Source organism: Propionicimonas sp. (assembly GCF_034927565.1).
Lineage (GTDB): Bacteria > Actinomycetota > Actinomycetes > Propionibacteriales > Propionibacteriaceae > Propionicimonas.
Genome location: NZ_JAYFPT010000049.1, coordinates 64,542 through 80,232, shown reverse-complemented (window position 1 = coordinate 80,232; position 15,691 = coordinate 64,542). Strand labels below are relative to the sequence as shown.

The 15,691-nt window shown below is 67.3% G+C and carries 7 protein-coding genes; 2 read left to right on the top strand and 5 right to left on the bottom strand.

Annotated elements, in window-relative coordinates:
- Positions 1 to 327: 327 nt before the first annotated feature.
- On the top strand, positions 328 to 5,703 hold the full coding sequence (locus tag VB080_RS10100) for a PKD domain-containing protein (protein ID WP_323418317.1): 5,376 nt from the start codon (positions 328 to 330) through the stop codon (positions 5,701 to 5,703).
- Between the two features lie 125 nt (positions 5,704 to 5,828).
- Here VB080_RS10100 and VB080_RS10095 read toward each other — a convergent pair whose 3' ends face one another.
- On the bottom strand, positions 5,829 to 7,292 hold the full coding sequence (locus VB080_RS10095) for a hypothetical protein (protein WP_323418316.1): 1,464 nt from the start codon (positions 7,290 to 7,292) through the stop codon (positions 5,829 to 5,831).
- Between the two features lie 96 nt (positions 7,293 to 7,388).
- On the opposite strand from VB080_RS10095, the gene VB080_RS10090 reads away from it, so the two are divergent.
- Positions 7,389 to 8,123 carry a CDP-alcohol phosphatidyltransferase family protein gene (locus VB080_RS10090; protein ID WP_323418315.1) on the top strand — a complete coding sequence of 245 codons (735 nt, stop codon included), beginning with the start codon at positions 7,389 to 7,391 and terminating at the stop codon, positions 8,121 to 8,123.
- Positions 8,124 to 8,280: 157 nt separating this feature from the next.
- Here the strand turns inward: VB080_RS10090 and VB080_RS10085 are convergent, their stop codons facing one another.
- The 4 genes from VB080_RS10085 to VB080_RS10070 all read right to left on the bottom strand — a co-directional run bounded on the left by VB080_RS10085 (position 8,281) and on the right by VB080_RS10070 (position 15,579).
- Entirely contained in the window at positions 8,281 to 10,776 is a 2,496-nt protein-coding gene (locus VB080_RS10085) for a right-handed parallel beta-helix repeat-containing protein (RefSeq protein ID WP_323418314.1), read from the bottom strand.
- 134 nt (positions 10,777 to 10,910) lie between these two features.
- On the bottom strand, positions 10,911 to 12,896 hold the full coding sequence (locus VB080_RS10080) for a YveK family protein (protein WP_323418313.1): 1,986 nt from the start codon (positions 12,894 to 12,896) through the stop codon (positions 10,911 to 10,913).
- 9 nt (positions 12,897 to 12,905) lie between these two features.
- On the bottom strand, positions 12,906 to 13,853 hold the full coding sequence (locus tag VB080_RS10075) for a hypothetical protein (RefSeq protein WP_323418312.1): 948 nt from the start codon (positions 13,851 to 13,853) through the stop codon (positions 12,906 to 12,908).
- Between the two features lie 160 nt (positions 13,854 to 14,013).
- Positions 14,014 to 15,579, bottom strand: coding sequence for a DUF4082 domain-containing protein (locus VB080_RS10070; RefSeq protein ID WP_323418311.1), 1,566 nt, complete (start codon positions 15,577 to 15,579; stop codon positions 14,014 to 14,016).
- Positions 15,580 to 15,691: the final 112 nt, after the last annotated feature.

Here is a 15,691-nt window from a genome sequence, read left to right as displayed (position 1 = left end):
TACTGGACTAATCAGGGCCTGCTCAGCCTGCACACGACATGGCGGCGCTTCAGGTAACACGATCCAGCGAACCGCCGGATGCGGGCCCGCATGTCCGGTGGTGTGGGAGGGGGGTCGGGCGACCCGACCCCCCTACCCGATCCGGGCCGCCAAAGAAGTCGTATGGACTTGTCTGCAGGGCTGTTGTGACCGGCTCGGGCATGTTACGGTTCGAGGGTCGTATCGGGGGGAACGACGCTGGTGCCCGGAGTGCGGTTGTGTGAGGCACCACTCAATCCCCCGATGACTTTTTTGGGCCGTCACGTCCGGGGGGAACACGTTATGCCCATGTCAACGCTGCTCAAGCGCACCGTCAGTCTCACCTCGTCCGCTGCTCTGGCGTTGGCAGGGCTGGGGGTTGTCGCCGTCGCGGCCGAGGCCGCTCCCGCGGTCATCCAGCCTCGGCCGGACACCTCCATCACCGCTGATCGGTTGCCCACCGTCCAGATGAACGGTGTGGTGTGGTCCACGGCCGTGGCCGGCAACAAGGTCTACGCCGGTGGCTCGTTCACCAGAGCCCGGCCGGCGGGGGCCGCAGCAGGCACCAACGAGACGGTGCGGAACAATCTGCTCGCCTTCGACATCACCACCGGCAACCTTGACACCTCGTTCGTTCCCGACCTCAACGGCCAGGTGCTGGGGGTGGCGGTCTCGCCGGACAACTCCCGGGTCTACGTGGTCGGTGACTTCACCACTGCCAATGGCCAGGCGCGGCGCAGGGTCGCGGCCTACAGCACCGCCACCGGCGCCCTGATCACCTCCTTCAATCCGGTCGGGGTCAGCAATCGTGCGCGGGCAGTCGCGGTGACCGACGACACGGTCTACGTCGGAGGAAGTTACGGGGCTGCGGGTTCGGCCTCCCGCGACAGCCTGGCCGCCTTCCGGGCCAGCGACGGTGCACTGCTGTCGTGGGCACCGTCCGCCGAACGGGTGGTGTGGGGCCTGGCGGTGAGCCCTGATGGCGCCGACGTCTATGCGGGTGGCCAGTTCACCACGATCAACGGGCAGCCGGCCTACGGGCTGGCGAAGATCAACGCGACCACCGGTGTGCTGGACTCCGCCTGGCAGCCGCAGGTGCGCAATGCCGGCGACGATGCCGCGGTGGGCAGCCTCCGGATCCAGAACAACGCCCTCTACGGCACCAGCTGGCATTTCGGTCCCGGCGGCAACCTCGAAGGTGCCTTCAAGATCCCGCTGTCGGCACCCACCGGTTCGATCGACTGGGTGACCGAGTGCCACGGCGACGACTACAGCGTCTTCTTGCACCAGGGCATCGTCTACACGGCGGGCCACGCGCACTACTGCGGCAATGTCGGGGGCCATCCGCAGTACCCGGACTGGAAGTTCCAGCACAGCCAGGCGTGGAGTGACACCGTGACCGGCGAGATCCTGAACGATGCGCACGGCTACTACAACTGGCACGGTCTGGCGCAGTCGCCCGCGCTGGTCCACTGGCTGCCCTCGATGACCATCGGCAGCTACACCGGGCAGTACCAGGCCGGCTGGACCATCACCGGCAACGACGACTTCGTCGTCTACGGCGGCGAGTTCCCGCGGGTCAACGGCGTCGGGCAGCAGGGACTGGTGCGGTTCGGCAAGCGTCCGGTCGCTCCCGGCACCGAGGGGCCGACCTTCGCCAGCGGGAGTTTCGCTCCCCAGGTGACCGCCCGGACGAACAACTCGGCCCGAATCTCCTGGCCGACCGCGAGCGACCGTGACGATCGCCTGCTGACCTACAAGCTCTACCGCGGCGGCGTGGTCATCAACACCCAGACCGTCGCGTCGAACTGGTGGACGCTGCCCGCGCTGGGATACGTCGATACCGGACTCACCCCGGGAAGCAGCTACAGCTACCTGCTCAATGTCAGCGATCCGGGCGGCAACACGGTCTGGTCCAGCACCGCCAGCTACACCCAGCCCACCAACGTCGCCGTCCCGAATGCCTACGCCCAGTCGGTGTTGAGTTCCGGGGCTGAGCTCTACTGGCCGCTGAATGACGTTCGCAGCGGCTCGTCGATGACGGTTCGTGACCGCGCCGGCTTCAACGACGGCGTCGCTGGCACCGACGTGAGTGCCGGTCAGGCCGGGGCGATCGCGGACGACACCGCAATGAGCTTCGGCAACGCCCAGCCGAGCCAGTCCTTGGGACGGATCTACGCCAAGGGCACGCAGTACGCGCCTGACGCGTTCACCCTCCAGGCCTGGATCAAGACCGACACCACCGCAGGAGGCCGGATTCTCGGGTTCGGCGATCTGCAGGAGGGCGATTCCGGTCACCGCGACCGGCAGCTGTACATGACCAATGCCGGAAAGCTGGTCTTCGGGGTGCGTGCCCAGGACAACAGTGCCCGCACGATCTCCACCGCCAAGTCGTACAACGACAACCAGTGGCACCAGGTCTCCGCCAGCATGGACGAACAGGGTATGGCCCTCTACGTCGACGGCGTGCGGGTGGGCAAGCGGTCTGACACCACCCAGGGCGAGACCTACCTCGGCTACTGGCGGGTTCAGGGCGACAACCTGGACGGCTGGCCCTCGCGTCCGTCGAACACCAACTTCGTCGGTTCGATCGACGAGGTGGCGGTTTACCCGACGGCGCTTGGCCAGGCCACGATCCTGAGCCAGTACGAGCTCAGCGGGCGGACGTCCGTCGTGCCACCGGCGCCGGCAGACGCCTACGGCGCAACCGTCTACCAGGACGACCCGGATCTCTTCTGGCGCTTCAACGAGGCCTCCGGGACGAGTGCCGCCGACTCCGGCCGTTCGCTGAACGACGGCACCTACCGCAGCGGCGTGACGCTCGGTGCTGACGGGGTGATCGCCGGCAACGCGGCAGCCCAGTTCGACGGCTCCGATGATGTCGTCACCTCCGATGGTGTCTTCTCCAACCCGACCGTCTACTCGCTCGAGGCCTGGTTCAGGACCACCACGAACGCGGGCGGCAAGATCATCGGGTTCGGCGGTTCGCAGAGCGGCAACTCGTCGAACTACGACCGTCACGTCTATATGCTCGGCAACGGCCATCTGGTCTTCGGCGTGTGGACCGGGCAGATGAACACGATCGAGACTGCCGCGTCGTTCAACGACAACGAGTGGCACCACGTCGTGGCCAGCCAGGCCACGGGCGGCATGAAGCTGTACGTGGACGGCCAGCTGCAGGGCACCAACCCGCAGGCTGCCGCGCAGGACTATGACGGTTACTGGCGGGTGGGCGGCGACACCAGCTGGGGCGGCGCGCCGTACTTCAACGGCGTCATCGACGAGGCGGCGGTCTACGGCTACGAACTCGCCCAGGACCGCATCGTGGCTCACTACCAGGCTGGCGGAGGCCAGCCCAACCAGGCGCCGACGGCCGACTTCACCAGTACTGTCAACCAGCGCCGGGTGGCCTTCGCCGGGTCGGGGACGGACGCGGACGGCACCATCGCGGCGTACGCCTGGAACTTCGGGGACGGCACCACCTCCGCCGACCAGAACCCCACCCACATCTACACCGAGAACGGCAGCTACGCCGTCACCCTCACGGTGACCGACAACAAGGGCGCCACCGGCGAGGTGACCCACCAGGTCACCGTGACGGCCCCGGCGGGTCCGAACGATACCTACGGGGCGTCGGTCTACGCCGACCACCCGCGGCTCTACTGGCGGCTGGACGAGGCCAGCGGGACCACGGCGCACGACGTGGGCGGCGGGCTGAGCAACGGCAGCATTGTCGGTGGTCCGGCGCTCGGCGTGGAAGGTGCGATCGGCAACGACAACACCGCGATGACGTTCAACCCGGCGCCGGTCGCCGGGCAGTACGTCACCTCCGACGACTCGTTCGCCAACCCGACGGTCTACTCCGAAGAGGCCTGGTTCCGTACCTCCAGCGGCGGTGGCAAGATCATGGGCTTCGGCTGCAGCGTCAGCAGCCCGTCGAGCTGCTACGACCGGCACGTCTACCTGCAGCAGGACGGCAAGCTGGTGTTCGGTACCTACACCGGACAGATGAACACGATCGTCTCCGACGCCAGCTACACCGACGGGCAGTGGCACCATGTGGTGGCGACCCAGTCGTCCGGCGGAATGAAGCTCTATGTCGACGGCGCACTGGTGGGGTCCAACCCGCAGACCTCGGCGGAGGCCTACACCGGCTGGCTGCACGTGGGTGGCGACAACACCTGGGACAACAGCGGGGTGTGGTTCGAGGGTGACATCGACGAGGTGGCCTTCTACCTCCACGAACTCAGCGCCAGCCGGGTGCTCGCGCACTACCAGGCGTCCCAGCCGGTGCCGAACCAGCCGCCGGTGGCCGCCTTCGAGGTGACCCAGAACGACCTCGCGGTGTCGGTGGACGCCTCGGGCTCCAGCGATCCGGACGGCAGCGTGACCGGCTACCAGTGGAACTTCGGTGACGGCACCACCGCCAGTGACGTGACGGCGGGCCACAGCTACGCAGCCCCGGGCAGCTACACGATCACCCTGACGGTGACCGACAACCAGGGCGCCACCGGCACCACCTCCCGTTCGGTCACGGTCACTGCTGCCAACGTCACCCCGGTAGCGGCCTTCGCCGCGACGGTCGACGCGTTGACGGTCGCCGTGGACGGCTCCGGTTCGTCGGATCCCGACGGGACGATCACCGGCTACCAGTGGACCTTCGGTGATGGTTCCACCGCCACCGGCGCGACCGCCTCGCACAGCTATGCCACGGCGGGGACCTTCACCATCACGTTGACGGTGACCGACAATCGGGGTGGGACGGACTCGACCAGCCACCAGGTGACTACCACTGCGCCGCCGAACCAGGCGCCGCAGGCCGACTTCGTCTACACGGTCAACGACCTGAACGTGGCCTTCGACGCCGGTACCTCCCAGGACCAGGACGGAACGATCACCGGCTACGCCTGGGAGTTCGGTGACGGCGCGACCGGAACCGGTGTCACCACCAGCCACAGCTATGCCGGGCCGGGCAGCTATCAGGTGACGCTGACCGTGACCGACAACGGCGGTGCGACCGGCACCACCACGATCGCCGTGACGGTGACGGCGCCGACGGTGCTCGCCTCCGACTCCTTCAACCGTGTGGTGACCAATGGCTGGGGGATGGCCGACGTCGGCGGCGTGTGGACGCCCGGTGGTTCGGGCACCAACCTCGCCGTGAACGGTGGTGGCGCCACACTCAGGATGAATGCTGGCGCCGGGCCGGCGGCCTACCTGAACGGGATCTCTGCCGGGGATGTCGAGATGCAGGGCAGCGTCAGCTACGACAAGTCCGGTACCGGTGGCGGCATCTACACCTCGTTCGTCGCCCGTCGCAACGGCACCACGGACTACCGGGCCACCGTTCGGGTGCAGGACACCCAACTGTTCGCCCAGCTCGTCCGCACCGTCAACGGCACCGAGACGGTGCTGACCAATGTCAGCCTGCCGGGTGGCGGTCTGGCCATTGGCAGTGCGGTGAACGTCAAGTTCCAGGTGACTGGCACGAACGGCACGACCTTGAGGATGAAGGTCTGGCGTGCCGGCCAGACCGAGCCGACGACGTGGACCTCCTCGGTGGTCGATACGACTGCCGCTCTGCAGGGAGCCGGTTCGGTGGGGCTGCACAGCTATCTCTCGGGCTCCGCGACTGCGTCGCCGATCATGGCGAGGTTCACCGATTTCGTGGTGAAGCCCGCCTGAGCATCCGCAGGTGACTGAGGTGAGGCGGTTCGGCTCGGCTGCTGAACCGCCTCACCTCCGCCCGGCCGGTTGAGTCGCTCGGACGGACGATCGCACTGCCTTGCCCGGGCGGATTGGACGAGGCTTCAGCCCTGGGTTCGCGCCCGCCTGAACCGCGGCGACAGTCTGGAGCCGTCGATGGTCTCGATGCCCCCTGCGGTGTTGAGGGTGTGCAGCCGGCTGCCAGCCCAGCTCTCGCCGGGGCCGAGCTGGGCGATGACCTGCTGTTCGAAGCCGTCGTCATCGAGCCGGGTGATCTCGGCCACGCCCATCGCTGCACCGTAGCCTGCCCGGCAGTCCTGGACCGGTCGGAGCAGGCGCCCGTCCCTGACCTGGACGTGGCCGGCCGGTCGCGCGCTCGCGATGTCCACCAGGACCGGATTGTGAGCGTGGGGCGTCCACGGACCCCACAGTTCGGGCGCCGACCAGAGACACAGGCTGTCCGAAAGGGAGCCTCCGAAGCCGACCGCCGCCGTCAGCCACCAGCGGCCATCGTGCCGGAACGGAGTGACATCGCTGGCCTCGACGCCCTCGAGCAGCACCGAATGCCGCTCCCACTCCCAGGGGAAGCGCACTGCCCGGTACAACTCGACGGTCTGGGCGTTCGAGGTCTCCGGGATCATCCAGATCTCGCCGGAGTCCTCGAGCACACAGGGATACGACAGGTGCACAGCGTGGCTGAGAACGGTCTGCGGAACCCCTCGAGGCCCGTGGTCATCCCAGGCGACCGCGGAGATCACGGCCTTGTCGAGGCGATGGTCGAAGTCCTCGACAAACAGGTAGGTCTCCCCTTCGTGTTCGAAGGGGAAGGGATCGGCGTAGAAGTGGTAGCCGTCATCCGGCAGGTCCTGCCACCCGGTGTCGGGCAGACGACCGAGCGTGAGAACGTCCGGGCCCTCGACGAAGCGCCAACCGACCCGCCAGTGCGGTGCCCGGAACCCGATCCGGTAGGCGAGCCGGACCGCCGCACCGACGACACGACGGCCGGCGATCACGGCAAACGGTCGTGGCGTCCCGTCCGGCGGATCGCCGATCACCGCAGCGGCGAACGGCTTGCCTGCGACAGCACCGACCAACAGAGTGGCCACGCCGGCGCTGATGTCGGCCAGGGCGGTCGCCAGCAGTCCGGGCTGCTCGCTGCCCGGACGTCCCTGCGCCCGGACTTCGCCGGCACCGTCGACAACGGTCACGACAGGTTGCCGCCCGGCCCGCAACGCGTCGACGGCGGCCTCCTCGCCGGGGCGTCCGTCGTAGTGCACCGTCCAGTGGCCGGGTTCGGGAGCGGCGGTCAGGTCGAGCACGATGTCCGCCTTGCCCGCGGTCGTCGCCGGCGCCGGTAGGAGGTTCCCACGGCCGAGCCCGCCGGGCTCCAGGCCGTGCAGCCACCGTTCCAGCCGCAGCACGGATGCCAGCCGCCGGTAGGCCCGGGTCGGCTGGTCGTCAACGAACCGGACAACGACCTCGCTGTCTGGGAGTTGGCGGAGCCGGTCAACCAGATCCTCGTGCCAGCGTCGATACATCGACGCACTCAGCCGAATCTCGATCCGCATTCGCCTCCCACCAGAGCCACCGTCCAGGCTGACTATACTCACCTGTGCTCGGTGCAGGGCCGGGCGATTGCCGGCGACTCGGGGGAGACTGGCTCGATGAACGACACCACCGGACAGGGTTATCGTGCTGCGCTGGAGCGGCTGCGTTCGGCACAGAAGCCGTCCGCGGGCACACCGCTCTATTCGCGTCTGGTCAACCGGCCGCTGGGCCGCCGCTTCGCTGCCCTGACCTACACCTGGGGCTGGACCCCCAACCGGGTCACCGCGGTGAGCGCGGTCTTCACCTTCAGCGGGATCGCGCTGGCAGCGCTGGTGCCCACGGCCTGGTGGCTGGGGCTGGTGATCAGTGCCCTGCTGGTTCTGGGCTATGCCCTGGACTCCGCGGACGGGCAGCTGGCGCGGCTGCGTGGTGGCGGGAGCGTTCAGGGCGAGTGGCTCGATCACACGGTGGATGCCGCCAAGGTGCTCACCATCCACTCCGCGATCCTGATCGCCGCCTACCGCTTTTTCGACCTGCCGCCGGTGTGGCTGCTCGTCCCGGTCGTCTATCTGGTGGTGGACAGCCTGCTCTACTTCGCGATGATGGAGCGGGATCTGCTGCTGGCCCGGGCTGCGGGGGGCAAGGCCCCTGCCTCGGAGGCCTCGACGAGCATCCTGCGGGCGATCCTCATCCTGCCCTCGGATTACGGCCTGTTCTGCCTGGTCTTCGTTCTCTTCGGCTTCCCGCCGGTCTTCTTCGTGGTCTACACCCTGATGCTGGTCAGCAACACCGCGTTCCTGCTGATGGCCCTGGTCAAGTGGTACCGGCAACTCGGTACGCCCGTCCAGTGACGGCTGCCATGCAGTCCTCCCGGTAGGAGGACTCGCCGACTGCGGGGACGGCGCCACGGCCGCCGCCAGCGCTGGAACCGGACAGAGCAGGACCCGCCCCGTCCGCCCGGCGATGCCGGAGCGATGAGGTGGGCCCCGTCGAAACGGATCCTGGCCGCTATGGCCGGGTGACGTAGAGGTCGTCGAAGAAGACCGTCACCGGGCCGTTGGACACCGACGGTCCGGTGTAGACCCACAGCCCCACGGCGCCTGCCGACTGCAGCTTGGCCTTCTTGTCTGTCGCGCGCACCGTCCACTTGGTGGGCTCCTGCCGCTTGGCGTTCCAGACCTTGGCGCGGAGCTTGGTCGGCGAGGTCCCGGTCACCTGGAGCCGGATGGCCAGCGTGCCCTTGTTGGGCAGGGTCACCGACGGAGTGGCTTTGGCGAGGATGGTCGACTTGCCGTCCGCCTTCCTGACCAACCAGATCGTCACCTTGCCCTTCTTCTCGACTCGGGTCTTGAGCTCGTACCTGGCCGAGCCCTTGTCCCTGCCGATCAGGCTGACGTACTGCCGTCCCTTACCGGTCAGCTTCCGGTCCAGGGCGAAGTAGACCCTGCTGTCGGTGGAGGAGCTGGACACCGAGCTCAGGATGGCCTTGGACGACTGGCCGGCCTTCAACCGCACGCTCCCGACGCCGTGGGCGACCGCGAACCGCTTGCTGGCAGCCTTGGGGACCGACCAGGTGCCGCCGCGTTTGGCAGTTCCCCAGCCGTGGGCGACCGTCCGGTTGAAGGTGTCGGTCGCCGAGGTGACCGAGGGCTTCGGAGCGGGTGTGGTCGGCGTCGGGGTGGGCGTCGGAGTCGGGGTGGGCGTCGGAGTCGGAGTGGTCGGCGTCGGGGCGGGGGTCGATGCGGCGGCGTCGACCCAGGCGCCGAGGGCGGCGGTGCCTGCCGGACGGCCGATCGCAGCAGCCACCGCACTCGGCAGCGGCAGCGCGATGGCGGACGCCTGGGAGACGACCGACGCGCTCAGCGCACCCTTGCTGTCGACCACTGACGCACCGGTGTACTCGCGGCCGCGGGCCTCCTGCTTGGTGGTGGACTTCATCGCGTTCAGGGTGGTGAAGGTGTAGGCGCCGGCGGAGCCTCGGGACCAGATCGACAACCAACTCGGAGACGTGGCCGTCGCGCGGTTGTAGACGTTGCCGTTCGTGGTGACGTGCATCTGCTCGGCGGTCCGGGTGTAGGTGTAGTCCTCCACGCAGAGCATCGTGTTGCCCGCGGCCTGGATGCCCAGCACGTTGTTGCTGAGCGTCACCTGGTCGACCTTCCAGGTCATCTCGGGATCGGGCCAGGCTACCCGCTTGTCGACCCCGGCGTCGTTCTTGGTCGGGGTACGGTCGTCCTGGGCCAACCAGATCGGCCTGGAGTTGCCGACGATGGTGTTGTTCCAGATCTGGGCGTTGGAGAAGTTGTTGACCACCAGGCCTTCGCGCTTGTTGTTCAGGATCAGCGAGTCGGCCACGATCGCCTTGGCCGAGATCTCCAGGAACAGCCCGTAGCCCTTGTTGCCGGTGAAGTTGTTGCCCGAGAGCACCGAGTCGTAGACCGACTGGTCCTCCCAGAAGCCATGCCCGTTGTTGTTGGCGAAGCTGCTGTTGGTCACCTTCACCCCGCGGGACTTGGTGATCTTCATCCCGCTGGCGACCGGACCGGTGTTGAAGTTCTCGGTGTTGTTGTTCCGGGCCACGACGCTGGTGAGGGTGATCCGGTCGGCATTGTTGCCGTGGATGCCGAGCATGCCGTTGTTCTCGACGGTGAGCTTGGTCAGGGTGGCGCCGCTGTTGATCACACTGATCCCGGTGGTGGCGGATTCAGCGATGAGCACGTTCTCGACGGTGGCGTTGGGGCTCTCCAGGGTCACCGATCCCATCTGCCAGACCGAGGTGGCAAACCGGTGGATGCCGATACCGCGGATGGTCACGCCTGTGGCGCGGACGTTGATCGCATACTGCAGGTTGCTGGCGCGAGCGCCGCCGGTTGGATCGGAGCCGACGTACAGCTTGGAGGTGGACTCGTCGAGGTAGAACTTCCCGCTGGTCACCGCCTTCTTGCTAGCAACCTGGGTGAGGCGGGTGGTGCCGGTCCACACCTGGTCGGGGTAGGGGGCCATCGGGACGGCCGGGTTGACCATCTGCCAGTCGTCGGTCCGGTCCTTCGCGCCCTTGGTGTAGGTCGGGCTGTGGTCGAACCGGACCTTCCAGCCGTCCTTGCGCCAGGTGGAGCCGTCCTTCACCCAGCCGGTGACCGGGATGCTGCCGTCCAACCAGACAGCCTCACCGGGATAGTTCTGGATCGTGACCTTCTTGTAGATCTCCACCGTCTCGTTGTAGCTTCCGGCGCGCAGCACGATGGTGCCGCCTGTCGGCACGAGTTTGAGCGCCTGGGTGACGGTCTTCACCGGCGCGCTCTTGGTGCCGGCGGCGGTGTCTTTGCCGGACGTTGCGACGAAGACGGCGCCGGTGGGCACTGTGTACTTCGCACTGCCCACCGCGGCGGAGCCCGCGGAGGCTGCCGGACGGGCCGTGGCTGCGCTGGCCGGAGCGGACATGCCTGCAAACAGCAGGCCCAGGGTCAGCAGACCGCAGAACAGCGTCGATCGGGTGCGTATCACATCTGAGAGAATAGCAAACTCTTCTAAGGATTTCCTCAGGAGTTTGTGATGGGGGTACCGTCCCCGAAATTCCGCGATCGGCCGGCGCGGCCGAACCGTGATCCGGTGCGAACCTGCTGGCGCAGCCCTGCCGGTCAGGCCGGGGGGCCGTCCGGCACGCTGGAACCCTTCGCCGAGCCGGCTGGACCGGCCGTCAGGCCACCGACGAGCTGCAGGGCCTGGGGATCGAGGCGATCGGCCAGCGGCCCCAGCAGGATGATCCGCAGTTGCTTGTCGGGTGAAGAGGCAATCCGGGCGATGGGCCACAACAGGATGCCCAACCCGAGAACGCCACCCGCCAGTGCGGCGATCAGCAGGTTGCGCAACTGGTCGGGGCTGCTCGGAGTGAGCGGAAGCTGGGCGGGCCCCAGGGTCTGGAAGTCGACTTGAGCGGTCGCCCCGCTGCCGCTCTCGAGCAACTCCACAGAGTTCTGGAACTTGGCAGCCACGGTCGTGGCGATCACCTGGGCCTGCTCCGGGACCGGGTCGGTCACCGTGATGGTGAGCACGGCCGTTCCTGGCGGGTTTACGGCTGCGACCTGCTCGGAGAGCGAGGCCGCAGAGCCCTCCAGGTGGAGCTCGCTGATGACGGCGTCGAGCACCATCGGTGAGGTGGCCAACTCGACGTAGGTGTTCATCCGCGCCGACACCATCATCGTTCCCTGATAGATGTCACTGGCACGTACCTGACGGCCGGCCGCTGTCGCATAGAGGCTGACTGCCGAGTCGTACTGGCGGGGTGCGAAGAAGTTGAACAGGCCGGTGGCCACCAAGGCGAGCACAACCACGCCTCCCGCCGCCAGCAGGCGGCTCTTGATGCTCCTCATACTTTTCCCCGGAATCGTAGGCTGTGACGGCTGCCACAGGGTGGACGGAAGAGTGGCTCGGGCCAGGACAGGCGCTGGCGTGGGATGCAGTTGCCCGCGGGCGTCGGGAAGAGCCAACGCGGTGAAGCAGACGAGGAATGCTGTACTGGCGTCGAAAAGGCCGCTCTCAAGCACCCCGCGGAGGCTCAGGAAGGTCACCACGGCGAGGCGGAAAGCACGCAACTCGCCGGGCGTCCGGATGATGCAGGCGACCCCGTAGAGGATGAGGGCCAGGCACAGGACGACGCCGAGGTAGCCGCTCTGGACGAGGGCGGAGATCCAGCTGCTGTCCAGGATCTGGTGCGACCACCACTGCCCCGGCACCTCGATCTGCTTCATCGACAACCCGCCACCCAGCCAGGTGAGCCAGTGGTTCGACTTGGGCATCAGCGCCGCGGTCCAGGCGATCGTCCGGTTGCTGAGGGAGGTGATGTCCTCCTCGGAGCCGCCGCGGGTCAGCGCTTCGGTGAGGAAGTCGCCCGAGAACAACACGATCACCAACGTTGGCAGCCCAACCAGGAAAGGGAGCAGGACGCGGAGGTGAACCCGCCGGGCCATCAGGATCAGAATGGCGGCCGCTGGAACCACCATCATCAGGGAGGTCCGGGACTCGGTGGCAATCAGGGCATACCCGGCTGCGCCCAGCGCGACGAAGTCCGCCAGGCTCTCGCGTGCATTGGCCCCACGGTGGATCAGCCACAGGATCACCACCGCGCTGATCGCGGCAATCTCGTTCGGATGGAGGGGAGGCAGCCCGCCGGCGAGGCGACCGTTGAACGGACGGCCGGTGTTGGTCAGCACGCTGAACAGCGCGACCGTGGCCAGCGCGCCAACCAGCCCCGCCATCACCGCGTAGCCGTCATAGCCGCTGAGCAGGAGGTACACCGTCAGGATGAGGATCAGCACCCGCACCACGATGACCACCGATGCCATCAGGCTGCCGTTGGCCCAACCGCCGAAGACGGTGATCGCCAGGTAGAGCGTCATCAGCACTGCCGGCCAGGCCGGCACGGTACGTCGCGGGCGGTCGCGGATCAGCCACCACGCGGTGGCAGCCGCGATGACGCTCAGCAGACCCTTCAGAATCACCACGGAGTCGAAGGAACCCTCGAAGTAGTTCGCCGGGCGCCAGGGCTCGGTGGCCACCACCAGGATCAGGAAGACCAGGTACGGCGCTTTGGCGAAGGGCCTTCCGGCCTGGGGCAGGACCAGCACCGCGCCACCTCAGGCGGAGGCCCGGGCGGACTGCTGATCCTGCTCGCTCTGGCTGGTGTCGTCTGGTTCGCCGTCATCGGTCTGCGACGACGCCTCGGGGGCGAGCGGTTCGCTCACCTCGTCCGGCAGGTCGTGCGCGTTGACCTCGTCTAGCGGGCCGTCCACGTTGATCTCTTCTGGCAGGTCGTCCATGGTGATCTCGTCTGGCGGGCCGTCCACGATGATCTCTTCTGGCGGGCCGTCCACGATGATCTCGTCTGGCAGGTCGTGTGCGCTGCCCCCGGTGTTCGAGGCGTTTCGCTCGCGCGACTGACGAAGCGCGCGCTCACGTCGCTGGGCGAGCCGCCGCGGGCGTACCAGCACTTCGTTGACGACGGCGATCGCCAGGGCGAGGCAGCCGAGGGCGAAGGCAGCGATCGCCGCGATCAGCAACGGACGGGGCGACGTGGGGCTGCTCGGAGCCGTTGCCTGGACGGCCACCTCGACGCTCACCGGCGAGGATCCGTTGACCGCTTCCAGTTGGGTGATGTAGCTCGACAGGTGTTTGGCGGCCGAGTTCGCCAGGTCGCGTGCCAGGTCGGGGGACCCGGCTTCCGCGGTGACCTGGACGAGGGGTGTGTCGATGGGGTTGCTGGCCGCCAGGTGCTCCTGCAGCTCCGGGATGTCGAACTGGCCGTTGAAGTCGGTCCGGACGCCCTCCAGCACCGGCTGGCTGTCGATCAGGACCGGATAGGTGCGGGCCCGGCTGATCGCATACTGGGCAGCTTGATAGTTGGCTGTCGCGTCCGTGCCGGGAATGCCCTTCACCAACTGGGTGGCGGTCGCTGCGTAGGTTGGCGGAATCAGCCGCGAACCCCCGTACCCCGCCACGGCGCCCAGCAGCACGGCAACGACCACGACGAGCCAGTACCGTCGCGCAATGATCCCAAGCTGTTGCACCGACAGCGCTTCAGCCATACATGCCCCCGAGCAGTAGCCAGCACTTTGTCATCCGTAGAGTACCTGCCGTTACAAGGGCATAGCCACGTGCGCCAGCCCGGCGGGGCTGATCAGTTCTCCGTCCCGGTCGCGGTGCGAAGCCGATCATTCGACCGTTGCGCACCGCGACCTTCGCGCCCTATTTGATGACGGAGATCTTGTCGCGGGTGTTGTAGGCAGCGATGGTGGTGCTGGCGATCGGGTTCTGGACGGCGCCGGTGACCTCGCCGGTGGAGGTGTCGATGGTCAGCACCCGGACAGGGTCGGCGCGGCCGGAGACCTGGTTGCCGAGATAGGAGACCACCGTATTGCCGTTGATCGTGTCGGTCCGCTTGGTGAAGGCGCCGGTGTGGCCGGAGAACACGAACTTCACGTTGCTGTACTGGGAGACGACCTGATCGTAGAGGTACTTGGGGGAGGTCTCCCCGTAGCCCCCGCTGCTGTTCGAGATCGAACCGTTGCCGTCGAGGTAGTGGTGCGTCTGGATGATCACGTTGTAGCTGGGATGGGCTGCGACGACCTTCTTGGCCCAGTCGACGACCCCGCGGCGGGGCCAGAGCTCGAGGTTGAGGACGAGCCAGTCGGTACCGGCAGCGGTGAAGGTGGACCAGGTGTTGTCGACCTTGCCCGCCTCATAGACACCGCCCACGTTCCGCCAGGTGGAAAGTGGGAAGGCGTCGTTGAACTCCGCGGTTTGCCGGACCAGGTACGAGGAGTCGCAGGCCGCTGCCCCCAGCCGCTGGGGGCACTCGGGGTTCTGCGCGTAGGCCGAGCCGCCGTAGCCAGTGCTGCCCGGCTTGTCGTCCCAGCCGACCACCCGGGTGTCGTGGTTGCCGATGCTGAGGGAGTAGGGGATGCCGGCGTCCCGCAGTTTGCCGATGGCCTTCGTCGCGACGGCGTATTGGGACGGCGCCAGCCAGCCGAAGCTGACGTTGTCACCGGTGTGCAGCACGTAGGCGAGGTTGAGCTTGGTCCGATTGGCGACCAGCCACTGGGTGCGCTCTGCGTACAACGGGTCGGAGGCGCTGTACACCTCGTCCTGGGTGTCCGGGATGATGGCGATCGAGAAGGAGGCCCCGGGCTTCGACGCCACCGGTGGGTTCGGGGTGGTGGGCGTCTTCGACGGTGGCGTGGACGGGGTAGGGGTCGGCGCCGGAGCCGTCACTTTGGGCACGAACACGACGTCCACCAGGTAGTTCGCCGTGGTCTTGGAGGTGGGCCGCTTGCTCTTCTTGCTGTAGCTGAAGACGCCGCCCTTCTTTGCGACCGTGATGCCGTTCTTGGTGCGCTTCTTGGTGAAGTAGCTGCGGGTGACGGCGAACCGGCCGTTGCTGTCGAGATAGGACGCGGTGTAGGTCTTGCCCTTCTTGATCTTCACCGGCTTGCTCAGCCGGGCGGTCTGCCAGCCGGTCTTCGTCGACTTCTTGAAGGTGGCGCGGGCCAGGAGCTTGCCGTCCGGGCCCCACAGCGAGGCGGTGTAGGCCTTCTTCTGCTTGGACGAGCGGTAGAACCGCAGGCCCGTGATCGTGCCGTCGGTCTTCGTGCTGAACCGCACTCCGAGATTGACTGACTTCTTCTTCTCGACGGCTTTCGTCTTCGGCTTCGTGGTGGAACTGAAGAGGCTGGCGCTGCTGGCGCCGCTGGCCACGGGGGCACTGCTCAGCAGGCTGGTGCTGAACATCAGGGCGACGAAGATCGACGCCAAGATCTGCCAACGTTTGGCTGGGGTCTGCCGCTCTAGGGAACGCCGGGGGTGGGTTGAGGCTGGCATAAGGCTCCTGGGTACGACAACGGAACGGCTGCGCCCCCGTCCCCAC

Coding starts and splice junctions, on each gene's coding strand:
- VB080_RS10075 (WP_323418312.1), bottom strand. CDS start 13,853: ATGGCTGAAGCGCTGTCGGTGCAACAGCTTGGGATCATTGCGCGACGG.
- VB080_RS10090 (WP_323418315.1), top strand. CDS start 7,389: ATGAACGACACCACCGGACAGGGTTATCGTGCTGCGCTGGAGCGGCTG.
- VB080_RS10095 (WP_323418316.1), bottom strand. CDS start 7,292: ATGCGGATCGAGATTCGGCTGAGTGCGTCGATGTATCGACGCTGGCAC.
- VB080_RS10100 (WP_323418317.1), top strand. CDS start 328: ATGTCAACGCTGCTCAAGCGCACCGTCAGTCTCACCTCGTCCGCTGCT.